Annotated in this window: 21 protein-coding genes; 11 read left to right on the top strand and 10 right to left on the bottom strand. The window is 58.8% G+C overall.

The features are described from left to right. Window positions 1–170: 170 nt before the first annotated feature. Together GS614_RS17875 and GS614_RS17870 are read left to right on the top strand one after the other, a co-directional pair. On the top strand, window positions 171–1,196 hold the full coding sequence (locus GS614_RS17875; protein WP_171116833.1) for a LacI family DNA-binding transcriptional regulator: 1,026 nt from the start codon (window positions 171–173) through the stop codon (window positions 1,194–1,196). Continuing rightward, a complete protein-coding gene (locus tag GS614_RS17870) occupies window positions 1,193–2,413 on the top strand; it encodes a winged helix-turn-helix domain-containing protein (RefSeq protein WP_171726949.1) in 1,221 nt (406 codons plus the stop codon). Before GS614_RS17875 ends, GS614_RS17870 begins: the two co-directional genes overlap by 4 nt. Before the next feature lie 3 nt (window positions 2,414–2,416). On the opposite strand, the gene GS614_RS17865 is transcribed toward GS614_RS17870, so the two are convergent. Both GS614_RS17865 and hpaR read right to left on the bottom strand, forming a co-directional pair. Then, window positions 2,417–3,115, bottom strand: a complete 699-nt coding sequence (locus GS614_RS17865; protein ID WP_171726956.1) for a fumarylacetoacetate hydrolase family protein — start codon at window positions 3,113–3,115, stop codon at window positions 2,417–2,419. A 608-nt stretch (window positions 3,116–3,723) separates the two neighbouring features. After that, entirely contained in the window at window positions 3,724–4,158 is a 435-nt protein-coding gene (hpaR, locus tag GS614_RS17860; RefSeq protein ID WP_170345758.1) for a homoprotocatechuate degradation operon regulator HpaR, read from the bottom strand. Window positions 4,159–4,390: 232 nt separating this feature from the next. Here hpaR and GS614_RS17855 point away from each other — a divergent pair, with 232 nt between their 5' ends. After that, entirely contained in the window at window positions 4,391–5,161 is a 771-nt protein-coding gene (locus GS614_RS17855) for an aldolase/citrate lyase family protein (RefSeq protein WP_171726948.1), read from the top strand. A 4-nt stretch (window positions 5,162–5,165) separates the two neighbouring features. On the opposite strand, the gene GS614_RS17850 is transcribed toward GS614_RS17855, so the two are convergent. After that, a complete protein-coding gene (locus tag GS614_RS17850) occupies window positions 5,166–6,308 on the bottom strand; it encodes a DUF3095 domain-containing protein (RefSeq protein ID WP_171726947.1) in 1,143 nt (380 codons plus the stop codon). A gap of 141 nt (window positions 6,309–6,449) precedes the next feature. Here GS614_RS17850 and GS614_RS17845 point away from each other — a divergent pair, with 141 nt between their 5' ends. The 5 genes from GS614_RS17845 to GS614_RS17825 all read left to right on the top strand — a co-directional run bounded on the left by GS614_RS17845 (window position 6,450) and on the right by GS614_RS17825 (window position 12,126). Next, complete coding sequence (locus tag GS614_RS17845; RefSeq protein WP_171726946.1) at window positions 6,450–7,622, top strand: MFS transporter; 1,173 nt, start codon at window positions 6,450–6,452, stop codon at window positions 7,620–7,622. Between the two features lie 19 nt (window positions 7,623–7,641). Next, a complete protein-coding gene (locus tag GS614_RS17840; protein WP_171726955.1) occupies window positions 7,642–8,697 on the top strand; it encodes a glycosyltransferase in 1,056 nt (351 codons plus the stop codon). A gap of 95 nt (window positions 8,698–8,792) precedes the next feature. Then, window positions 8,793–9,815, top strand: a complete 1,023-nt coding sequence (locus GS614_RS17835; RefSeq protein ID WP_171726945.1) for an aspartate-semialdehyde dehydrogenase — start codon at window positions 8,793–8,795, stop codon at window positions 9,813–9,815. A gap of 151 nt (window positions 9,816–9,966) precedes the next feature. Continuing rightward, window positions 9,967–10,893, top strand: a complete 927-nt coding sequence (locus GS614_RS17830; RefSeq protein WP_171726944.1) for a DMT family transporter — start codon at window positions 9,967–9,969, stop codon at window positions 10,891–10,893. A 264-nt stretch (window positions 10,894–11,157) separates the two neighbouring features. After that, window positions 11,158–12,126: an endonuclease/exonuclease/phosphatase family protein gene (locus GS614_RS17825; RefSeq protein ID WP_171726943.1), complete on the top strand. Its 969-nt coding sequence runs from the start codon at window positions 11,158–11,160 to the stop codon at window positions 12,124–12,126. Here the strand turns inward: GS614_RS17825 and GS614_RS17820 are convergent. After that, on the bottom strand, window positions 12,123–12,659 hold the full coding sequence (locus GS614_RS17820; RefSeq protein ID WP_171330590.1) for an SRPBCC family protein: 537 nt from the start codon (window positions 12,657–12,659) through the stop codon (window positions 12,123–12,125). The two genes, GS614_RS17825 and GS614_RS17820, sit on opposite strands and share 4 nt — an antisense overlap. A gap of 98 nt (window positions 12,660–12,757) precedes the next feature. Next, entirely contained in the window at window positions 12,758–13,408 is a 651-nt protein-coding gene (locus tag GS614_RS17815) for a carbonic anhydrase (protein ID WP_152459543.1), read from the bottom strand. Between the two features lie 144 nt (window positions 13,409–13,552). Here GS614_RS17815 and GS614_RS17810 point away from each other — a divergent pair, with 144 nt between their 5' ends. The 3 genes from GS614_RS17810 (at window position 13,553) to GS614_RS17800 (ending at window position 16,122) form a co-directional block, all read left to right on the top strand. Beyond that, window positions 13,553–13,942, top strand: a complete 390-nt coding sequence (locus GS614_RS17810; protein WP_171116810.1) for a hypothetical protein — start codon at window positions 13,553–13,555, stop codon at window positions 13,940–13,942. A gap of 63 nt (window positions 13,943–14,005) precedes the next feature. Continuing rightward, the gene (locus GS614_RS17805) at window positions 14,006–15,388 is read left to right on the top strand and encodes a M17 family metallopeptidase (protein ID WP_171726942.1); all 1,383 of its coding nucleotides are present in this window, start codon (window positions 14,006–14,008) and stop codon (window positions 15,386–15,388) included. Next, window positions 15,385–16,122: an NlpC/P60 family protein gene (locus GS614_RS17800; RefSeq protein WP_171726941.1), complete on the top strand. Its 738-nt coding sequence runs from the start codon at window positions 15,385–15,387 to the stop codon at window positions 16,120–16,122. The genes GS614_RS17805 and GS614_RS17800 overlap by 4 nt, the downstream gene beginning before the upstream one ends. Here the strand turns inward: GS614_RS17800 and GS614_RS17795 are convergent. From GS614_RS17795 to GS614_RS17775, 5 genes are all read right to left on the bottom strand, one after another. Further along, window positions 16,119–16,469, bottom strand: a complete 351-nt coding sequence (locus tag GS614_RS17795; protein ID WP_117871396.1) for a DUF2794 domain-containing protein — start codon at window positions 16,467–16,469, stop codon at window positions 16,119–16,121. The genes GS614_RS17800 and GS614_RS17795 overlap by 4 nt on opposite strands. Window positions 16,470–16,542: 73 nt before the next feature. After that, window positions 16,543–18,207, bottom strand: coding sequence for an iron ABC transporter permease (locus GS614_RS17790; protein ID WP_171364120.1), 1,665 nt, complete (start codon window positions 18,205–18,207; stop codon window positions 16,543–16,545). 122 nt (window positions 18,208–18,329) lie between these two features. Then, window positions 18,330–19,547: a phenylacetate--CoA ligase family protein gene (locus tag GS614_RS17785; protein ID WP_171726940.1), complete on the bottom strand. Its 1,218-nt coding sequence runs from the start codon at window positions 19,545–19,547 to the stop codon at window positions 18,330–18,332. A gap of 19 nt (window positions 19,548–19,566) precedes the next feature. Further along, window positions 19,567–20,400, bottom strand: a complete 834-nt coding sequence (locus GS614_RS17780) for an ABC transporter ATP-binding protein (RefSeq protein WP_171171432.1) — start codon at window positions 20,398–20,400, stop codon at window positions 19,567–19,569. A gap of 109 nt (window positions 20,401–20,509) precedes the next feature. Then, window positions 20,510–21,793, bottom strand: a complete 1,284-nt coding sequence (locus tag GS614_RS17775) for an ABC transporter substrate-binding protein (RefSeq protein ID WP_171206469.1) — start codon at window positions 21,791–21,793, stop codon at window positions 20,510–20,512. Window positions 21,794–21,807 lie beyond the last annotated feature (14 nt).

Here is a 21,807-nt window from a genome sequence, read left to right as displayed (position 1 = left end):
ACCTGCAACCTGCCCCTTAGGAGGGGGCTGCTCTATCCAGTTGAGCCACGGGGCCGCGCCCCGCCTTCTGTAACCGGGAATTTCCGTGTTGTCATCGCCTTTGCACAATTGTTGTACACACCGACCTGTTCGCGCTAGCATCGGACAAAACAACTACGCAGGTGCCTCCCGTGAACAGTGAAACCAAACGCCCGCTTACCCTTCGTGATGTGTCCGAGGCTTCCGGTGTCTCAGAGATGACGGTGAGCCGGGTACTGCGTAACAGGGGGGATGTGTCCGACGCCACCCGCACCCGCGTTCTGGCGGCCGCGAAAGAGCTGGGATATGTCCCCAACAAGATCGCGGGCGCGCTGGCATCCAGCCGGGTCAACCTGGTCGCGGTGATCATCCCCTCGCTTTCGAACATGGTATTTCCCGAGGTGATGACCGGCATCAATCAGGTGCTGGAAGATACCGAACTGCAACCCGTGGTTGGCGTGACAGATTATCTGCCCGAGAAAGAGGAAAAAGTGCTGTACGAGATGCTCTCGTGGCGACCCTCGGGCGTGATCATTGCCGGGCTGGAACACACCGACGCGGCCCGCGCCATGCTGGATTCGGCGGGCATTCCGGTGGTCGAGATCATGGATACCGACGGCAAACCTGTCGACGCGATGGTGGGCATCTCGCATCGCCGCGCCGGGCGCGAGATGGCGCAGGCGATTCTGAAGGCCGGGTATCAACATATCGGCTTCATGGGCACCAAGATGCCATTGGATCACCGTGCCCGAAAACGCTTTGAAGGGTTTACCGAAGTGCTGGGCAAACACGGGATCGAGATTGAAGATCGCGAGTTCTATTCCGGTGGCTCTGCCCTGGCCAAGGGGCGCGAGATGACACAGGCCATGCTTGATCGGTCGCCCGATCTGGATTTTCTTTACTATTCCAACGACATGATCGGCGCCGGTGGTCTGTTGTACCTGCTGGAGCAAGGCGTGGATATTCCGGGGCAGATCGGTCTGGCCGGGTTCAACAACGTGGAACTTTTGCAGGGTCTTCCGCGCAAATTGGCGACGATGGATGCCTGTCGTCTGGATATAGGACGTCAGGCCGCGCAGATCATCGCTGAACGCCTGAAGGACCCGGAGTCCGAAATCGAGACACGGGTCACGCTGACCCCCAAGATCAGCTATGGCGATACCCTGAAACGACGATGAATGCGCCCCTGAAGCGGCTCGACAACCGGACGGCCCGCGCCATTTTTCTGGATCGCCATGCTTTGGCCGAACAACCCGCGGGCGCGGCCAAGGGCGCCGAGCTTCTGGACCTTGTCCAGCGGTTGGGGTTCGTGCAGCTCGACAGCATCAACACGGTTGCCCGCGCTCATGACATGATCCTGTTTTCCCGACGGCCTGCGTATCGCAGCGCCAACCTGAAAAGGCTCTATGAAAGGGAAAAAGCGCTGTTCGAACACTGGACACATGATGCGGCCGTGATCCCGATGTCGTTCTATCCGCACTGGCATCTGCGCTTTCAGCGTGATGCGGATCTGTTGAAGGCCCGTTGGAAGAACTGGCGGCGGGATGGGTTCGAGCAACAGTTCGAGACTGTCTTGCAACACATCCGCGACCACGGGCCCGTGTGTTCGTCAGACGTTGGCAAGGATGAAAAGAAAGGCTCGGGCGGTTGGTGGGACTGGCACCCGTCAAAAACCGCATTGGAGTTTCTGTGGCGTTCCGGGGCCCTGACCGTTGTGGGCCGCGACGGGTTTCAGAAACGTTATGATCTGACCGAACGTGTGATCGAAACCCACCTGTGCCCCGGGACCATGGCCTGTGATGCGACGGCAACCGTGGATTGGCTGTGCAACGCAGCGCTGGACCGGTTGGGGTTTGCCACGTCCGGAGAGCTGGCCGCGTTCTGGGGCACGGTCACCGCCGCCGAAGCCAAAGACTGGTGTGCCACGGCGTTGGCTCAAGGAAATATCGAAGAGATCGAGGTCATTTGCGCCGATGGACGCCTGCGCAAAACCTTTGCCCGCCCTGATTTGATGGATCGGGCAACCGACTTGCCGCAACCGCCCGGTCGGATTCGCGTGCTCAGCCCGTTTGATCCCATGCTTCGGGACAGAAACCGGGCCGAGCGGCTGTTTGGCTTTCACTATCGCATCGAAGTTTTCGTTCCCGAAGCCAGGCGCACATATGGGTATTACGTCTTCCCCTTGCTTGAAGGCGATCGATTGATCGGCCGGATCGACATGAAGGCGCATCGGGATCGCGACCTGCTGCATGTCAAAGCGCTCTGGCCCGAACGCGGGGTGCGCTGGTCTAACGCCCGCAGCCGACGCCTGAACGCCGAGCTGGACCGGGTGCGCCGGCTGGCAGGCGTAACCCAAGTGGAATTTGCAAGGGGCTGGCTGAAAGACCCTAAATAGGGCCTATTCCGCGTCCGTCAGGGTCAGTTTGATCGGCTCCAGCCCGTCAATCTCTCCTGTTATGATTTCGCCGGCCACAACCGGGCCTACGCCGGCCGGTGTACCTGTCAGGATCAGATCGCCGGGGCGCAGATGGTAGAAACCGGACAGATGGCTGACGATTTCATCGATCTTCCAGATGAGCTCTTCCAGGGTAGCGTCCTGACGTAGTTCGCCGTTCACGCTCAGCCGGATATGTTTGCCATCGTCCGGCGACCAGTCCGCGGCAGGGGTCAGCGGCGCGAAGACTACTCCGTTTTCGACGTCCTTACCCAGATCCCAAGGCCGCTGTTTGTCCCGCTCGCGGAGTTGCAGATCGCGGCGTGTCATGTCGAGCGCACAGCCATAGGCATAAACCGCATCCCAAGCCTGCGCACTCGAGGCACGAAACACCGGTTTTCCGATTGCCAGCGCCAGCTCCATTTCGTGATGGTAATTCTTCGTCCCCGCCGGGTACGGAACCGTCGCGCCGGACAGGATTGCGTTTGGCGCGGATTTGGTGAAATAGAAGGGCGCATCGCGATCCACCTCATTCCCCATCTCTGCTGCATGCGCGGCATAGTTTCGCCCGACGCAGAAAATGCGCCCGACAGGGTACCCGGCCGTCTCGCCAACGACAGGAATGGTTATAGGATCGGGAAGGGAAAACAGGCTGTTTGACATCGTGGTTCCTGAATTTTTCATCGCTGCCATCTTACGCCCGCCAGAGCTGCCAGCAAGCCGGGATTGCACGCTGGATTTCGCCAATATCCAAGAGTTGTTTCAGCGCGAACCTGCTCAATTCTGACCTGAACGCCCAGTGCCGTTCCAATGCTGTTTCACATCCGTCTTTATTGATGCGCCGGAACTTGGACAGATCGGAAATTAACTTGGCTCTGGCGCAAGTCGGGCTAGGTCTTAAATAGGAATTGCGGGGCGCATCTATCTTGAGGTGTGCGATGGCAGCAAATCACCGCACATGCGGGAACATTCGGCCAGAATGACGCCAAGTCATGCCTTGCGGGCCAGTTTTTCCTTCGGCAATTGCCCAAGACTGTTTCGGAGAGCAAAGGTGCACGGCCTTTCCCCCAAAAGGCCAAAAGGCCCTAATCAGAGCCACATTTCCGGCTCGCCATATACTCCGATGCGCAGGCCGGACCGTCAGGCAAGGCGTGACGCAACCGGCCTCAGGCCAGGCCTAACCCAAATCCAAGTCTGGCCACCCCGTCGGAGATCGCCCCTAAAATCTCCGGCGGGGCCTTGCAGATGACACCCATGTTCTGCGGCCGGTATCAGGTATCCAGGTCGTTCAACTCGTTCAGAAGATCCAACAGCAATTCGTGTTTTTCCGGCCCCAGGCGGGAACGAATGCGTTCCGCCTGCGCCATACTGGCGGGCTGATTGGCGTGAATAATCTGAACGCCACGCTCGCCGATCTCGACAATCTGGCGACGCCGGTCAGCCGGGTGGCATCGTCGGGAGATCAGGCCGCGATGCTCCAGTTTCTGCAATATCCGTGTCAGGCTTGGCAGTAACAGACAGGCGCGTTCGGCAATATGCGTCGGTTCCTGCGGGCCTTCTTCGTTCAACACGCGCAACACGCGCCACTGCTGTTCGGTGACACCGGCGTCGGCCAGCATTGCTCGGATCGGTCCCATAACCTTTTCCCGCGCCCGCAAAAGCGCAATGGGCAAAGATCGCGACGTCAGTGGGAGGTCGTCGGTCATGCCAAAATTATCGCCGAAATCCGTGATTTACGCAAGGGAACCCTCAGTCTTCGGTTTGAAGCACAAGAACCGCCGGGACGCCGCCGCCCTTGCGTGACGCGCCTTTGCCGCCGTCGATCCGATGACGCCAAATTGCATTAAAACTGGACAATTTCGCGCCACGGAAGAAGATGTGGAAACGGCCGCTTTCGCGACCACGTGGCGCTGAAGGTTTTGCAACAAAGGAAACAGTATGGCTGCGCAGCAGAACGCGTTCAAACAGGCTCTGAAAAGGGGAGAAATGCAGATCGGGTGCTGGATGAGCTTTGCGGAGCCTATAGCGGCCGAGATGATGGGAACCGCCGGTTTTGATTGGCTGGTAATCGATGGAGAGCATGCCGCAAACGATATCCGGTCGATCCGGGACCAGCTTCTGGCGCTTGCGGCAAGCGACTCTCATGCGGTTGTGCGGGTTCCCGTGGGTGAGACCTGGCTGATCAAGATGGTTCTGGATGCGGGTGCTCAGACCATTCTGGTTCCGATCGTGGAAAGCGCCGAGCAGGCGCAAGAGCTGGTTCGGGCCTGCCGTTATCCCCCTGCCGGTGTCCGCGGCGTGGGCGCGATGGCATCGCGGGCGACGATGTACGGATCGGTCGGAGATTATATTCAGACAGCAGATCAGGAGATTTGCCTGTTGTTGCAGGTGGAAACCCGCGCCGGAATTGCTGCTCTGGACGACATTCTGGATGTTGAAGGCGTGGATGGCGTATTCATAGGCCCTGCTGATCTGTCGACCGATATGGGCCATCAGGGCAACAGCGCGGCACCCGAGGTGCGAGCGGTTATCCGGGATGCACTGGCCCGGATCAAGGCCGCAGGCAAAGCGCCGGGCATTCTGGCCACAAATGACCAGGCCCGTCAGGTATATCTGGATATGGGCGCACAGTTCCTGGCGGTTGGCATTGATGTGATGCTTCTGACGCAAACGGCACGTGATCTCGCCGCACGATGGAAAGCCGACTGAACGTTCAACGGTCCATGGCCGCTGCGGCTTGGGCGTATCCGCCCGAAGCACCGTCGACGAAATGCACATGATCGTCCCGTGTGGCCGACGGGACGAAACAGGTCATCATCGCCTCGTCCTGCACGTGCAGACCGTATCGGATTTTGCCGCGCCCGCGCGCTTCTTTCAGCAAGTGTTCGATCTGTCGCAAAGTGGCCGGGTCACAATCCAACGTCATCTTCAGGCCGTCATCGAACTTGCGGAAATCGGCATTGCTGCTGACCATCATCCTGTAATGTTCGGGTTCAAACTGTCCCAGCTTCTTGCTTGTTTTGAACAATATCGCGATCAGCAGGTTCTGAAACAGAAGAACGAGCTTGTGCAGAAACAAATTCCGCCCGTTGCGCGAAACATGCGCGTCAATGTCGAGGCCGGGGGGCGGCCACGTCATGGGCGGACCATTCATCGGCACCGGATGACCTGCGCGCTCCAGCTCTTCTGACGCGGACAGAACCGATTGCGCAAGGTCGGCAAAGTCGCGTTCAGTTGCCGACGCGGTGGGTTCAACGACCAGTGACACGATCTGACCGTGTCGCGCCGGGCTGTTTGACCATCTGCATGACAGGCCTGTCAGGTCCGGCTGCGCACCCGGTTCGGCAGGCGCGATCATATGACGACCCGCTTTCATCTCTGCCTCGGCCCAGGCCAAGCCTCCGCCAGAGAACATGGCATAATCCACCCCGGAAGAAGGCGCAAAACGAGCGACGCGCAAGTCCCTGCCGGCTTTTCGGATATCCGCCACCGACACCAGCGCCGCACGCAACGGCATGGAAAACTCTTCTTCCGCCCAGCGCCGCATGGCTGACAGAGTATCCCGCGCTGCTTCAACTTCGCTGGGGGGGATCGCAAACGCCGCCCCGTCGCCGCCAAAGACATAGGGAAACAACTTGCCGCCCATCGCGTTTATCATCGCCGAGATAACAGCAGCCCCCACGGTGTTGACGGTTTTGTATCGTCCCCGCGCGATCTCGCCGGTTGAATCGACGATGTCGGCAACCCCCAGAAACCAGTCGTCGGGCACCGGCGAAAACTGCGCCGGGTCCGCCAGACGGGTGAAATCCCTCAGCAGGGGCAGGTTTTCGTAAAACGCGGAATGGAGGTCTTTCATTTTCCCCCTCGAAATCAAACTTCTGGCAAAGATAGCCGGAATGCGGCCCGAGTCCTCGTTTTGAAACATAGTACACATGCTTGTGCGTTGCATCATTGCGTGCCAAGCATTCCTTTCGGATGAGCGGAAAAGAGGCGGGATATGCAGGCGGGTTTGGTGGTTTTGTGCCTGGGCTATGTGCTCAGCCAGTTTTTCCGTGCATTTCTGGCTGTGCTCAGCCTGGATCTTGAACGCGATATCGGTGCTACACCCGAAGATCTGGCTTTTGCATCCGGCCTTTGGTTTCTGGTGTTCGCTGCAATGCAAATCCCGGTCGGCTGGGCGCTGGACAAGGTTGGGCCCAGGCTGACCGCAGCCGCGCTTCTTCTGGTTGGCGGTGCAGGAGGATCCGCAATTTTTGCGGTCGCGACCTCACCGTTGCATGTCAGCATTGCCATGGGCCTGATCGGGGTTGGGTGCTCTCCGGTTCTGATGGCTTCTTACTTCATCTTTGCCCGCGAATACCCGCCCGCGAAATTCGCGACACTGGCCGCCGTCATGCTGGGTGTTGGCTCGGTGGGCAATCTCGTGGCCTCTTATCCGACTGCGCTGGCTGTCGAATGGATGGGATGGCGCGCCACCATGGTTGGGCTGGCCGTGATATCTGCTGCGATTGCTTTGGGTACTTGGCTGAGCCTGCGTGACCCAGCAAAGGTTGATACGGAACACAAGGGTTCACTTCTGGACCTGCTGAAAGAGCCTGCACTGTGGCTGATCATGCCTTTGATGCTGGTGGCCTATGCGCCCTCTGCCGCGCTGCGCGGGCTATGGGCCGGGCCGTATCTGAACGATGTCTTCGGGCTCAACACCACCCAGATCGGCACCGCGACTCTGGTCATGGGGTCTGCGATGATCGTCGGTACCTTTGTCTACGGACCGCTGGATCGCGTCTTCGGCACTCGGAAATGGGTTATCTTCACGGGCAACGCGCTGGGTGTCGTGGCACTGACCCTGCTTTGCGTTTGGATCGACCATGCCACATGGCTGTCCGTTCTGCTGTTGGCCATCATAGGGTTCACCGGGGCCAGTTTTCCGGTCATCATGGCCCATGGTCGGGCCTTCGTTCCCGCCCATCTGGTGGGCCGAGGCGTGACCCTGTTGAACCTGTTCGGGATCGGAGGCGTCGGCATCGCCCAATTTGTCACCGGGCGCATTCATGCCGCCACGGCCCAGGCCGGAACGACCGCGCCCTACACCGCGATTTTCGGGTTTTTTGCCGTAACCCTTGCCTTCGGTTGCGTGATATATCTATTCAGCCGGGATAATGTGGATTGAAGCAATTGCGGAGCAAGCCGTGCAGGATATCGAGGTTATAGCGCCGAACCTGAAACACAGCCTCTCCGGCGTCACCACAACCGTCATCCGCCTTTTGCCGTTCCAGAAGCATATGATCAGGATCGTCGCCACGGGACCCGGCCTGCCGGGTGATCTGCCTCATATCCGGTTGATCAAAATTCCGTTCCTTTCGAACAGAACGCTCCGGGTGTGGCATGCGCGGCGCAACACCGAAATGCTGATGGGTTTGTTTCTGAAACATGTGCTCCGACGCAATCTGAAACTTCTGTTCACCTCGGCTGCGCAACGAAATCATTCGGGGTTCACCAAATGGCTGATTTCGAAGATGGATGCGCTGATCGCCACAACGCCGCAAGCGGCGTCGTTTCTGGAACATCCCGCAACCGTCATCATGCACGGTGTGAACACCGAACTGTTTCACCCGGCAGAAGACAAAACCGCCCTGCGACAGAAGCTGGGGCTGCCAGAAGGAACCTTGATCGGGTGTTTCGGGCGTATTCGACCTCAGAAAGGTGTCGATCTGCTGGTGGATGCGGCGATCGAGGTTCTGCCGAACCATCCCGACGCCAGCATCGTGTTCACCGGGCGCGCCACCAAAGAATTTGAAGCGTTCCAACAGGAACAGGAGGCCAAACTCAAAGCTGCCGGGCTGTCGGAACGGGTGCACTTTCTGGGCGAGCGCCCTTGGGAAGAGATCGTTGAAACCTACCGCGCCCTTGACCTGTTCGTGGCCCCGGCCCGACACGAAGGGTTCGGCCTTACACCGCTTGAGGCGATGGCCTCCGGCGTGCCTGCAATCGCCTGCCACGGGGTCGGAGCCTTCAGTGCCCAGATCGAGGACGGGAAAACCGGCCGCTTGATCGAAAAGGACAACGCCGGGGCGCTGGCCGAAGCACTGGAACAGATGTTGAGCGATCCGGACAAGCTGGTGCAATCCGGTCAGGCCGCAAGACAGCGTGTCGAGCAGCATTTTCGAATCGAAGGCGAGGCCGAGGCCATCGTGCGTGTCTATCGGTCTTTGCTGAACACGGGTGAAAAAGCGCATTCGGGTTAAAATCGACGTCAATTCGGCCAAATCACCCGTGATAGACCTTTTTTCTTTGCTGCAACGCGGCTATGAACGCGCGTCCTTAACTTTGGAGACATGAAATGGGCTATCGCGTCGTTGTCGCCGGCGCCACGGGTAACGTGGGCCGCGAAATGCTGAACATTCTGGCGGAACGCCAGTTCCCCGTCGATGAACTTGCCGTGCTGGCAAGCCGTCGTTCGCTGGGTACGGAAGTAAGCTTTGGCGACAAGACACTGACCACCCAGGACATCGAAACCTTCGATTTCACCGGCTGGGACATGGCCCTGTTTGCCATCGGCTCGGACGCAACCAAGACCTATGCCCCCAAGGCGGCTGCGGCTGGCTGTGTGGTGATCGACAACTCGTCGCTGTATCGCTATGACCCCGAGATCCCTCTGATCGTGCCGGAATGTAACCCGCAGGCGATCCACGACTACAAGAACAAGAACATCATCGCCAACCCGAACTGTTCGACCGCGCAGATGGTGGTGGCACTCAAGCCGCTGCATGATCGCGCCAGGATCAAGCGCGTCGTGGTGTCGACCTATCAGTCGGTGTCGGGCGCGGGCAAGGAAGGCATGGATGAACTTTGGGATCAGACCAAGGCGGTTTATAACCCCACCACAGACGTGCCGCCGAAGAAATTCCAGAAGCAGATCGCCTTCAACGTCATCCCGCAGATCGACGTCTTCATGGAAGATGGCTCGACCAAGGAAGAATGGAAGATGGTTGTCGAGACCAAGAAGATCGTCGACCCGTCGATCAAGGTTACCGCGACCTGTGTCCGCGTGCCGGTTTTCGTCGGCCATTCCGAGGCCGTGAATATCGAGTTCGAGGAATTCCTGGACGAAGACGAAGCCCGCGACATCCTGCGCGAAGCACCGGGCATCATGGTGATCGACAAGCGCGAAGCGGGTGGCTACGTCTCGCCCATCGAATGCGCGGGCGATTTCGCCACCTTCATCAGCCGTATCCGCCAGGATTCGACCATCGAGAACGGTCTGAACCTGTGGTGCGTCAGCGACAACCTGCGCAAGGGCGCCGCCCTGAACGCGGTGCAGATCGCGGAACTTCTGGGCCGCGAGGTTTTGAAAAAGGGCTGACATCCCGATTTTCGTCAAAGCTTGAAAACCAGGAAACCCGCTGATTGTTCAGCGGGTTTTTTTGCGTTTTCCTATAGCCGGTTTACGGACGACGTGACGGTTCGGTCAGGTTGCTGATGCCAACGGAAATACTGCATGGTAGGTGTCAAAGATGGGCCGGCCAACATCAACCAAGCACGATCCAATACCCTACGCCCTTGCCGGGGCGGGAGTGTTCTTTGCATCCATCTGTTTTGGCTTTGTACCCTATTTCAGCCGAGGTCTCACTGACCAGGGACTCGCGCCCTACGCAGTTGCGTTTTATCGGTACATTTTGACGGCGATCCTATTGTTGCCCACCCTTTTGAAGCATCGTTCAAACCGGCGGGAAATAGTCTGGGGTATGGCTGCGGGGGCAGTCATGGGGCTTGGGTGGGTCGGATATGTTACCGCACTTGAAACAGTGCCGACATCAACGGTGGGTGTTCTTTACATGACCTACCCGGTGTTTACGATCATCATCGCCTGGGCGATGTTCGCGGATCCGCCGACGCGGCGCAGCCTTGTTGCGGCCGGTTTGATTGTTCTTGCGGCAGGCATTGCAGGGTCTCCGGCATCCGTACCGATTGACCAAATTCCAACGTTGCTTGTCTCTTTGGCTGCACCTTTCGGATTTGGCTTCGGCATATGCGTGCTTGTACACCGTCTTTCGCGAATTGCTCCTTTGGCCAGGATAGCGTCGGTTTCGTTGGGGTCGGTCGTCGGGCTAACCCCTTTGATTATCTCTTCGGAAATTGGCGAAGTCCTGCCAGCAGGCGGCAGTGACTGGTTTCTGATCGTCGGGATCGGTCTTATGACGGCACTGGTTCCCCAGCTGATTTACACCGTCTGTTCCCCTGTCATCGGGGCATCGCGCACGGCCGTTATCGGCAGCATTGAACTGCCGACAATGTTTGCCGTGGGCGTATTTGCCTTCGGTGAAACAATCACAGGTGCGCAAGCAGTGGCCTGTGCCTTGGTTTTGAGCGCCATCGCAATTGCACAAAGTCGCGCAACACGAACCGTTACCACCGTGATCAGCAGTCAACGTCACAGGTGAGTCCGCGCCCGAGGTGGCCCGTCAATGCGCTCAGCAGAACCGGCTCGGATCACCTCTCCCACCAAACCGGCACCTTCCGGTCCATCACCTGCATCCATCATGGCTGCGCTATGAACCTCGGTTAGGGTACAGTCTTTCGCGCGGTGAAAATCGCCAACCTGTTGACAAAACCAGAGCCGCTTGCCACCTAAAACTGAACCTTGTTCGTGGCGGATGCCGGAAGTCCGAATAATAGTGTCTCGTGCAGGGAAAAAGAGGCAGGGCATGCACATTTCGACCAGACGCAGGATTGCCAGAACCCTGACCATCGGATGCACATGCATTCTGATGATACTGGTCGTCATTGGCTTTACGGGGCAGGTTTTTGCCGTAGGAGATTCAATCGCTCTGCTCCGGCCTCAGGCTGGTGTTTTGCTTCTCCCCTGCGCGGTAATTCTTCTTTTCATGCGCGCCAGATATCTTGCATTGGCCACCTTGCTCTTTTCCGGGGTGGCCATCGGGTCCATCGCGGCCAGCGTTGCCGCGCCCTCGGACGATTGCGACGACTCCTGCCTGACGCTGTACCAGAAGAACCTCATGAGCAAAGCCTGGCCCCGGTATTCGCTGGCCGATGATATCCTTGAATCAGGCGCGCAGATCGTGACCTTGCAGGAAGTCTCCAGCCACAACCGCAAGTACATGAGCAATCTGTTCGAGCATTACCCCGAACAGGCGATCTGTGAATTCCGTACTGAACAAAACGTCGCCATCCTGACGACCTTGCCGATTGTCGAGAATTCCGAGTTCTGTCTGCAAGGTTATGGGCTTGTGGGGTTACAGGTCAAAGCGCCCGGCGGTGACTTGGTCTGGGTTGTTTCAGTTCATCTGAACTGGCCATTTCCTTACGACCAGTCCAGGCAAAGCCAGGTGATTGCCGACCGCATCAGCCAACTTGAAGGACCGGTTCTGATTGCCGGGGATTTCAATATGGTGCCCTGGGGCGAAAGCGTCAGACGGATCGGAGCAGCCGCAAATAACCAAAGCTTTGGAACCGTCCTGAACACCCACAACCTCGGCAGTTGGAAAATCCCATTGCCGATAGACAACCTGTTGTTCCCCAAAGGCACAACCGGAACGGTTGAGCTGCGCCCCTTCATGGGATCCGATCACCTGGGAAAGCTTGCCCGGTTTCGACTGGGCTTGGACTTCGGTCAAGCACGCCGCCGCATGCTTCCATACAAACAAGCGGCCTAGCTTTGGTGTTCAACCAGTGCTTTCAGATTGGTCAGACCACGGTCATAATCCTCGCCCACCCATGTATCCATCATCAACCCCATCCAGCGGGACATGGGGTTGAGACCCAGATCCGAGTCAAACCCCCAGGTCACTCTGGTTCCCGCCCCGTCAGGCTCAAGGATGAAGGACGCTGTGGCGGTACCCATCGGGCCAAAATCCAGCGCCGTTTTGACCCGTTGGTTTTCCACGCTTTCGACGATTTCCTGGGATCCCGTGCCGACCTGCGGGTGATCCGACGCCCAGTTCAGAGTGTTCCCGACCCCGGCGGCAGGGCCGGAATAAGTCAATTTGGTTTCGGGGTCCCGGTGCAGCCACGGAGACCACTTTTCGGTTTCCTGCATCGAATTCACGTAAGGAAAGATGGCGCTTGGCGGCGCGTCGATCGCGATGCTACGCGAAACTTCCGCCTTTCCCGGCAACAGATAGGAAACCGCGACCAGAACCAGAATACAAACGACCAATCCAGCGAAGATGCGCTTGATGACTTTCATGGCAGGCTCCGATTTTCATTTGTAATGGGTGGAGTATACCAAAAACGGCCCTGAATCAGAGCCACCATTGCTGTTTCGGATCTCCAGCTCTGCCGCTGTCAGACCGGGACGAACTTTTTTTGGTAAGGGTCATAGCTTTCAAGCCCGCCTGCGCCGATATCCGTCCACAAGCCGTGCAAGCTCAGCGCGCCTTGATCAACGGCGGACGAGACGAAGGGGAAGGTCATCAGGTTTTCCAGCGAAGCGACAACCGATTGACGTTCGAACTGCCGGGCCTGTTCGACACCGTCCTCGATATCCGCGACCAGTTCGAATTTCGGCTTCAGAATATCCATCCAGCGGCCAACAAAGCTGTCCTTGGCATCCAGCTGCGGCGCCTGCCCCTTGCACATGTCGATGCAGCCCTGCACGCCGCCGCATTGCGAATGCCCCAGCACGATCAAATGAGCGACCTTGAGCGCCGTTACGGCATATTCGATGGCGGCGCTGGTGCCGTGGTGGTCCCCGTCCGGAGCATAGGGCGGCACCAGGTTGGCGATATTGCGGTGAATAAAGAAATCGCCCTGGTCAGCGCCAAACATGGACGTGACGTGAACCCGGCTGTCGCAGCAGGATATGACCATGGCGCGGGGGCGTTGCCCTTCATCGGCGAGACGGCGATACCAAACCTGGTTTTCCGAATATGTTGTGGCCTTCCATCCGTGATACCGTTTTACAAGGTAGCTCGGCAGAGGTTTGGCAAATTCCATTTCAATGTCCCCGTTCTTGTCGCTGACGGATGATCTAAACCGAATTCAAAGAAAATTCGAGCCATTATCCAGTTTCCCTGCAAGGTTTTGCAAAGGAATTTTCTGCCAGGATCAACACCGCGCCGTGGGGGCGTTTGAACTAGGGTGAATGTGGTGGAAAAGATTATCACGCTTGAACACAAGGAATCCGTCCGTCTGGACTCGGATCAATTAAGCGGGCTGTACCGGCAACTTGGCGACAAGAACGCGCTGGATGTTCTGTGTCGCACGGTCGAAGAGCTTGCCGTGCGCCTGTCAAACTGCGAACGCTACTGGCGTCGGCGCGAATGGGCGGACCTGCGCAAATGCGCCAGGTCACTGGTCGCTATATCCGAACAGATCGGGATGACGGCCCTGGCCCAGGTGGCGGGTGACGTGGCCCACACCGTCGATGCCGGTGACGCCGTTGCGGCGGGCGCGACGCTTGGGCGTTTGATCCGCGTGGGCGAACGATCGCTGACCGCCGTCTGGGACCAGCAGGACCTTTCCGTCTGACAGGGGTTGCGGGCAGATCATGCGCGGCTAGTCTGTGCGCAGAAACCATCAGCCGAGACGCCCATGACCCTGTCCTTCGCCCCATCCTCTGACCCGTCCATACCGCTTCATGTGATTGCGCAGCCGGATTTGGACAGTTGGTTGCAGGACCAGCCGGATACCGTCCGGGCCTGGGTTGCCGCAAACGGGTTTACAGGTGCGATGGGGCAGACCCTGCTGGCGCCAGGCGCGCATGGCGCGGTTGATTTTGTGCTGGCCGGGTATGGAACAGAAGACAAGCGCGCGCGAAAAAGGTTCCCATTGGCCGCCGCAGCCATGGCATTGCCCGAAGGAACCTATCATATCGCGTCCGGCATTCCCGCTGATCGTCTGGAGATGGAGTGCTTTGGCTGGTTGATGACCGGCTACGCCTTCGATCGTTACGCGTCTCAATCCGCTGGAACCGCGGCGCTGGTTGCGCCCGAAGGTGTCGACGCCAACCGTATCGAAGCGATGGCCAATGCCGAAGTTCTGACCCGCGATCTGGTGAATACGCCAGCCTCGGATATGGGTCCTGAGCAGTTGCAGCAGACGGTCGAGGCTCTGGCCAGCGAATTCGGTGCCGCGTGCAGCGTGATCAGCGGCGCGGCCTTGCTGGAACAGAATTTTCCCATGATCCACACCGTAGGGCGCGCCGCCGAACAGGCCCCCCGGCTGATCGAGCTGAATTGGGGCAGCAGCGGCCCCAAGCTGACTCTGGTCGGCAAGGGGGTGTGTTTCGATACGGGCGGATTGAACCTGAAACCGGGCGCATCCATGGGTCTGATGAAGAAAGACATGGGTGGCGCGGCCAATGTGTTGGGGTTGGCGCGGATGATCATGCAGCTGGGTTTTCCCCTGCAATTGAGGGTCCTGATACCGGCGGTCGAAAACGCGCTTGCGGGAAATGCCTTCCGCCCTGGTGACATCCTGACCTCTCGCAAGGGACTGACGGTCGAGATCAACAATACGGATGCCGAAGGGCGTCTGGTGCTTGCTGATGCGCTGGCGCTGGCGGCTGAAGGAGAGCCCGATCTGGTGATCTCGATGGCGACGCTGACCGGGGCCGCCCGTGTGGCTGTGGGCCCCGATCTGGCACCGTTCTACACCGATGATCAGCGCTGCGCGTCTGCCCTGTCGCATGCCGCAGAGGCTTCGGCTGATCCGGTCTGGCGCATGCCGTTCCACACGCCCTATGAAGCGATGATTGAACCCGGCATCGCCGATCTGGACAACGCGCCGTCGGGCGGGTTTGCAGGGTCGATCACAGCCGCCCTGTTTCTGCGCAGGTTCGTGGGCGCATGCCGCTACATCCATTTCGACATCTATTCCTGGCAGCCCAGCAAAGAACCGGGGCGCGCCAAGGGCGGTCTGGGTCAGGGGCCACGTGCCGTGCTGACGGCGTTGTCGGAGATATTGGAACTGTGACACGCCATCGAATTTCCGCACCCGTTGTCGATTTGCTGCGCAGCCCAGACGGGCCACGTGACCGGCAATTGTTGTTCGGTGATACGGTTCGGATCGAGGAAACAAAGAGCGGGTGGAACAGAGTCATCGCAGACAAAGACGGGTATACCGGCTGGTTGCGAACAGATCAGCTGACGGCGGATGCGCCTGCGACGCATTGGATCACGGCGCCTGCAACGCATGCCTACCAGGAAGCGAATTTCAAAAGCCGCGATCTGGTGTCGCTGAGTTTCGGAAGCAAAATCCAAGCCAGGACCGAGACGGACCGGTTTGTTGAAACCGAACTGGGATATATCCCAAAGGTACACACGGCGCCGATGACCGAAAAGCCTGACGACCCGGTCGAAGTGGCCCAGCTGTTTCTGGGCACACCCTATTTGTGGGGCGGCAACAGCCGGTTCGGCATCGATTGTTCCGGGTTGGTGCAGGCGGCGCTTTTGGCTTGTGGCCTGCCGTGCCCCGGCGACAGCGGCGATCAGGAACGCGCTTTGGGCAAAACCGTGATCGAAGGGGCCCCTGCGCAACGGGGTGATCTGTTGTTCTGGAAAGGGCATGTGGCCTGGGTTTCGGGCGACAACATGCTGCTGCATGCGAACGCCAGCCATATGGCGGTGGTATTCGAGCCAATGGATCAGGCGATCCACCGCATAATGAATCAGGGTGACGGGCCCGTCACGGCCCACAAAAGGCTCTAATCCGGGTTTACGGCCCGGATCAGCTTGCGTTCCAGTACCCGCAGGACTGCCCGAAGATCGTGGCCGCGTTTCAGGATGCGGCCATCCATACCTATGACGGAATACATTCCCTGCCGGGACCTCAGGCGCGGGTGCTTTTCGACGCGGTAGATCGGATGTTCCGCGGTGCGCCGAAAGATCGAGAACACCGCCATGTCGCGCAGGTTGGAAATACCATAGTCACGCCATTCTCCGGCGGCGACCATCCGACCATAAACGGATAGGATTTGAGACATCTCATGCCGGTCGAAAGCCACGGGCATCTGCGCTGCGCTTGCCGAGAACCGGCTGGGAGGCTGCATATTCATACCTCCAGCCTTGCCGGAAATCGTGTTTGAATCAAGCCTGATGCGCAGTTGTCCTACAATTGCGACACAAGTGTTACCGTCGGCCGACCTGACGGCAGATCAGGATTACAGGCAACAGACCTACCGCCAGAATGACCAGCGAAGGCACGGCGGCGCCCTCCAGCCTCTCGTCCGAGGCCAGCCGATACGCCTGCACCGCCAATGTGTCGAAATTGAACGGGCGCATGATCAGCGTGGCGGGAAGCTCCTTCATCACGTCCACGAACACGATCAGCAGGGCCGTCAGCAGAGAGGGGGTCAGAATCGGCAGGTGAACCCGTCGCAATGTTCCCAACGGCGTCTGACCCAGCGAACGGGCTGCGGCATCCATATTCGCATGTACAGTGCTTTGACCCCCTTCATAGGCGCTGAGCGCGGCAGCCAGGAACCGCACCATGTAGGCAGCGACCAGCAGCCAGATCGAACCTGTAACCAACAGCCCCGTGGACACGTCGAAGGTCTGCCGCATCCACACATCCAGCGCGTTGTCAAAGCTCGCGAAGGGGACGATCAAACCAACCGCGATGACACCACCGGGCACGGCATATCCCAGACGCGCCATATAGGCGGTCGCAGACGAGGCGCGCCCCGGTCTCAGACGTTGAAAGAACCCGACGCTGATCGCCGCAAAAACGGTGATGACCGCCGCCGTACCAGCAAGGATCAGAGAATTCTGAATGAAATCGATATAGCGCTGCGACAGCAGGTTCTGTTCGGATTCCAGGCCCATCTCGACCAAAATGATGACAGGCAGCAAAAATCCGAAAAGAACAGGTATAGCACAAAGCAGGAATGCGCCACAGGCCCGCAGGCCCGTCAGATTTGCCGCCGGTTGCGCCACATGCTGTTTCCCGGCCTGATAGTATTTTGCCTTGCCGCGCTGGGTGCGCTCGGCCACGGCCATGATCAGGGCAAAGACCAGCAGGCACAGCGCAAGTTGTGCAGCCGCCGCTCGGTCGGCCATGGAAAACCAGCTTGTGTAGATCCCGGTGGCAAAGGTCTGCACGCCGAAATACGACACGGTTCCGAAATCAGCGATGGTCTCCATGACGGCCAGCAGAACGCCGCCTGCAATGGCAGGCCGCGCCATTGGCAGTGACACGCGCCGAAACGCCAGCCATGGATTGTTGCCCAGCGCCCGCGCCGCCAGAAATGCGGTCGCGCTTTGTTGCAGGAACGCAGCCCGCGCAAGCAGATAGACATAAGGATAAAGCACCAGGATCAACATGACCGCCGCACCCTCGGTCGAGCGGATTTCCGGGAACCAATAGTCGCGCGGGCCCCACCCCGTTACATCACGCAGCGTGCTTTGAACGATGCCCGGGTGATCCAGAATGAAGGTGTAGGCATAGGCCAGAACATATGCCGGAAAGGCCAGCGGAAGGACCAGTGCGATCTCTAGAAACCGCACGCCGGGAAAACGGGTCATCGTTACCAGCCAGGCCGCCCCGGTGCCGATGCTGAACGTGCCGGCCGCGACCAGGACCACAAGAATCAGGGTCGTCGCGATATAGCGAGGCAGCACCGTCTCCATCAGGTGCGAGATCGTGTCCGTTCCCCCGGTTACAGCCGCCAGGACCACGGCGATCATCGGCAAAAGGCATGCGGCAGCCACGACATAGGCGATCCCCGCCAGCAGTCGGGTACCGCGTACACCGCGATTGCGCGATCCGTTCTGTGAAAACTCGATTTCGGCCATCATCCCGGCTTGTGATTGGCAAAGGCGAAGGGTTCGCCTTTAATCGACCAAAAAGCTCGGAAACACCAGTGCATCGGTCAACAAATCTGCGGCACAATCTGCCGCAGACCTGAAAAACACCACTATTCGTAGACGCGCTGATCCTCGATCACCACCCCGTCCTTGGGAAGGGATCCGGGTGCCACGACCTCGATCGCACCTTTCAGTTTCAACAATTCGGCCACTGACTTGGCGTATGCCGGGTCGTCACCGCGTGGGCTTTCGATCCGGACAGTCATCGTGTCCATCTCACCTTGGCGGGCTGCGATGACGCGGGCTTTGACGATTTCCTCATGCTTGTCGACCAGGGCCGCAACCTGTTCCGGGCGTACGAACATTCCCTTGATCTTGGTGGTCTGATCGGCGCGACCCATCCAGCCTTTGATCCGGGTGTTGGTCCGGCCACAGGGCGAGACACCCGGCATGACTGCAGAAAGATCCCCAGTCGCAAAGCGGATCAGCGGGTAATCCGGGTTGAGAGAGGTCACGACAACTTCGCCCACCTCGCCCGGCTCTACCGGGATTCCGGTTCCGGGCGTCACGATTTCGACGATCACGTGTTCGTCGATGATCATCCCTTCCATCGCGGCGCTTTCATAGGCGATGTTACCCAGATCCGCCGTTGCATAGCATTGCAGGCACGAAATACCGCGATCCCCATATTCCTGACGCAGGGACGGGAACAGCGCGCCACCACCAACAGCGGCCTTGGAGAAATTCAGCGAAACGCCCATCTCGTCGGCCTTGTCCAGGATGACCTTTAGATAATCAGGAGTGCCCGCATAGGCGGTGCAGCCAACGTCACGCGCGGCAGTCACCTGCAGTTCGGTCTGCCCGGTTCCCGCCGGCAAAACGGCAGCACCAACTGCGCGGGCACCGTTTTCAAAGATCATGCCAGCCGGCGTCAGGTGATAGCCAAAGCAGTTCTGAACAATATCGCCAGCTGCAACACCAGCGGCATGCAGGAACCGGCCCATACGCCACCAGTCGTGATCGGTGCTGCCCGGTTCATAGATCGGACCGGGAGACTGGAACACGTGATGAAAGTGGCGCGCAGGCTTCACGGTGAACCCACCAAAAGGGGGGCGCTCCGTCTGCGCGCGGATCAGGTCCGACTTGCGCAGCACCGGCAGCATCGGCAAATCATCTGCCGAAATCACCTTGTTAGTGTCTGAATCAGAAAAATGTGCAGCAAACCCGGGTGCCGATGCAGCACGCTTGATCTGCTCTACCAGAGCTGCAGCCTGATCCGAAGTTCGTTCGTCCGCCGAGCGTGTTTCGAGTGCGTCGAAATAGGTCATCGCGATATCCTCCATCCGCTCACAGCCACCTCTTGCGGCGACGATAGGACCGCACATCGCGAAAACTCTTGCGGCCTTCGTCAGACATGCCGAGGTAGAATTCTTTGACATCCGGATTCTCGCGCAGTTCTGCGGCCGGGCCATCCATCACAACGCGCCCGGATTCCAAAATGTATCCGTAATGCGCGAACCGAAGGGCAACATTTGTGTTCTGCTCGGCCAACAGGAAGGAAACGCCCTCTTTCTCGTTGAGATCCTTCACGATACCGAAAATTTCTTCGACCAACTGCGGCGCCAGTCCCATCGAAGGTTCGTCCAGCAGGATTGTCTCGGGGCGCGACATCAGTGCCCGGCCCATGGCGACCATCTGCTGTTCACCACCCGACGTATAGCCTGCCTGCGAGCGGCGGCGCTCTTTCAGGCGGGGAAAGTAATTGTAGACCAGCTCCAGATCCTGCTGGATCGCTGCGCTGCCGTCCTTGCGGGTATACGCGCCCGTCAGCAGGTTTTCTTCAACCGTCAGGTGTTCGAAACAGTGACGGCCTTCCATCACCTGAATCACGCCTTTTTCAACCAATACGGCGGGGTCGCTTTCGTGTACGCTTTGGCCACGATACTTGATCGTGCCTTTCGTGACCTCGCCGCGTTCTGAATGCAGCAGGTTAGAGACTGCTTTGAGCGTGGTCGTCTTGCCCGCGCCATTGCCCCCCAGCAAGGCCGTGATACCGCCCTTGGGCACAGTCAGGCTTACGCCCTTCAGCACGAGGATCACGTGGTTGTAGATCACCTCGATATTGTTGACCTCAAGCAGGGTTTCCGCCTGCACGTCAGTGGTTTGTGCCGCATCAAGCATCAGCGCGTGTCCTCATGCCTGTCCCCTTCGGGACTGTTCGTGAGGAGCGGCGGCAAACCGCCGCTCCGGTTGTCTGCACCGCCCCGGAATGTCCGGGGCGATCAATTTATCATTCACAACGCGGAGAGATGTTGTTTTCAGCCGCATATGCGCCCGAGTCTTCTTCGATCAGCGCGCTGATCACCTCGACATCGGTCGGTTTGAAATCCTGAACCGGGTTCCAGGTTCCTGCTGCCGCATCCCACTGAACGACGCCCACAAGACCGGGTCCGCCATGGTTTTCACAGCTTACCGCGAATTCGGGTCCAAAACCTGCCATGCCCAGACCTTCCATCTTGGCATTGGTGATCTCCAGCGCTTCCATTCCGTCACGCATCATCGATGCGTCGATATCGGCGGTTCCGTGCATCTCCTGTGCGGTCTTCACGGCTTCGGCTGCCAACATCGCGGCATAGAGACCACGGTTGTACTGAACCGTTCCCAGCTGATCACCTGCGCCGGCGGCTTTACCGGCATCCACAACGTATCTCTTCAGATCGTCGTAGACCGGATAGTCCATACCCAGGCCGGTGAAGGTCAACGCTTTATAGCCATTGGCTTTTTCACCTGCCGGCTCAACGTCAAATTCCGCGCCCGACCACCAGACGCCGATGAAATTTTCCATCGGGAAGCGGATGTTGGCGGCTTCCTGAACCGCGACCTGGTTCATGACGCCCCAGCCCCACATGATGACATAGTCAGGCTTTTCACGGCGGATCTGCAACCACTGCGACTTTTGCTCCTGACCGGGATGGTCAACGGGCAGCAGGGTCAGTTCATAGCCATGCTTTTCGGCCAGGGTTTCAAGTGTGCGGATCGGTTCTTTGCCGTAGGCAGAGTTGTGATAGACCAGCGCAATCTTTTTGCCGCTCAGATCTCCGCCATTTTCATCCAGCAGATAGTTGATCGCGCCGGATGCACCGTTCCAATAGTTGGCCGGATAGTTGAACACATGGCTGAACACCTTGCCGTTGGCAGCCGAGGTCCGGCCATAGCCCATCGTGTGCAGCGGGATGCCGTCTGCCGTTACTTTCGGGATCAGCTGATAGGTGATGCCGGTCGACAGAGGCTGATAGACCAGGGCGCCTTCACCCTTGGTCGATTCATAGCATTCCACACCTTTTTCGGTGTTATAGCCGGTTTCGCACTCGATAACCTTGGCCGGAACGCCACCGATACCGCCATCGCGTTCGTTCAGCAGAGTGAAATAGTCCGCATAGCCATCCGCGAACGGAATGCCGCCCGCTGCGTATGGGCCAGTCCGGTAGCTGAGCGATGGGAACACCAGGTCGGCCATGACCGGACCTGCGGCCATCACGGCGCCCAGCGCCAGGGTTGCCAGTTTCTTGTTCATCGGGTGTGTCCTCC

It is taken from the genome of Ruegeria sp. HKCCD6604 (assembly GCF_013110635.1).
Taxonomy (GTDB): Bacteria; Pseudomonadota; Alphaproteobacteria; order Rhodobacterales; family Rhodobacteraceae; genus Ruegeria.
The sequence above is the reverse complement of the archived record's forward strand: the minus strand, read 5'-3'. Positions and strand labels throughout refer to the sequence as shown.

Coding starts and splice junctions, on each gene's coding strand:
- GS614_RS17865 (WP_171726956.1), bottom strand. CDS start 3,115: ATGTCAAACAGCCTGTTTTCCCTTCCCGATCCTATAACCATTCCTGTC.
- GS614_RS17795 (WP_117871396.1), bottom strand. CDS start 16,469: ATGAATATGCAGCCTCCCAGCCGGTTCTCGGCAAGCGCAGCGCAGATG.
- GS614_RS17845 (WP_171726946.1), top strand. CDS start 6,450: ATGCAGGCGGGTTTGGTGGTTTTGTGCCTGGGCTATGTGCTCAGCCAG.
- GS614_RS17870 (WP_171726949.1), top strand. CDS start 1,193: ATGAATGCGCCCCTGAAGCGGCTCGACAACCGGACGGCCCGCGCCATT.
- GS614_RS17825 (WP_171726943.1), top strand. CDS start 11,158: ATGCACATTTCGACCAGACGCAGGATTGCCAGAACCCTGACCATCGGA.
- GS614_RS17815 (WP_152459543.1), bottom strand. CDS start 13,408: ATGGAATTTGCCAAACCTCTGCCGAGCTACCTTGTAAAACGGTATCAC.
- GS614_RS17820 (WP_171330590.1), bottom strand. CDS start 12,659: ATGAAAGTCATCAAGCGCATCTTCGCTGGATTGGTCGTTTGTATTCTG.
- hpaR (WP_170345758.1), bottom strand. CDS start 4,158: ATGACCGACGACCTCCCACTGACGTCGCGATCTTTGCCCATTGCGCTT.
- GS614_RS17850 (WP_171726947.1), bottom strand. CDS start 6,308: ATGAAAGACCTCCATTCCGCGTTTTACGAAAACCTGCCCCTGCTGAGG.
- GS614_RS17790 (WP_171364120.1), bottom strand. CDS start 18,207: ATGGCCGAAATCGAGTTTTCACAGAACGGATCGCGCAATCGCGGTGTA.
- GS614_RS17775 (WP_171206469.1), bottom strand. CDS start 21,793: ATGAACAAGAAACTGGCAACCCTGGCGCTGGGCGCCGTGATGGCCGCA.
- GS614_RS17855 (WP_171726948.1), top strand. CDS start 4,391: ATGGCTGCGCAGCAGAACGCGTTCAAACAGGCTCTGAAAAGGGGAGAA.
- GS614_RS17830 (WP_171726944.1), top strand. CDS start 9,967: ATGGGCCGGCCAACATCAACCAAGCACGATCCAATACCCTACGCCCTT.
- GS614_RS17780 (WP_171171432.1), bottom strand. CDS start 20,400: ATGCTTGATGCGGCACAAACCACTGACGTGCAGGCGGAAACCCTGCTT.
- GS614_RS17805 (WP_171726942.1), top strand. CDS start 14,006: ATGACCCTGTCCTTCGCCCCATCCTCTGACCCGTCCATACCGCTTCAT.
- GS614_RS17835 (WP_171726945.1), top strand. CDS start 8,793: ATGGGCTATCGCGTCGTTGTCGCCGGCGCCACGGGTAACGTGGGCCGC.
- GS614_RS17785 (WP_171726940.1), bottom strand. CDS start 19,547: ATGACCTATTTCGACGCACTCGAAACACGCTCGGCGGACGAACGAACT.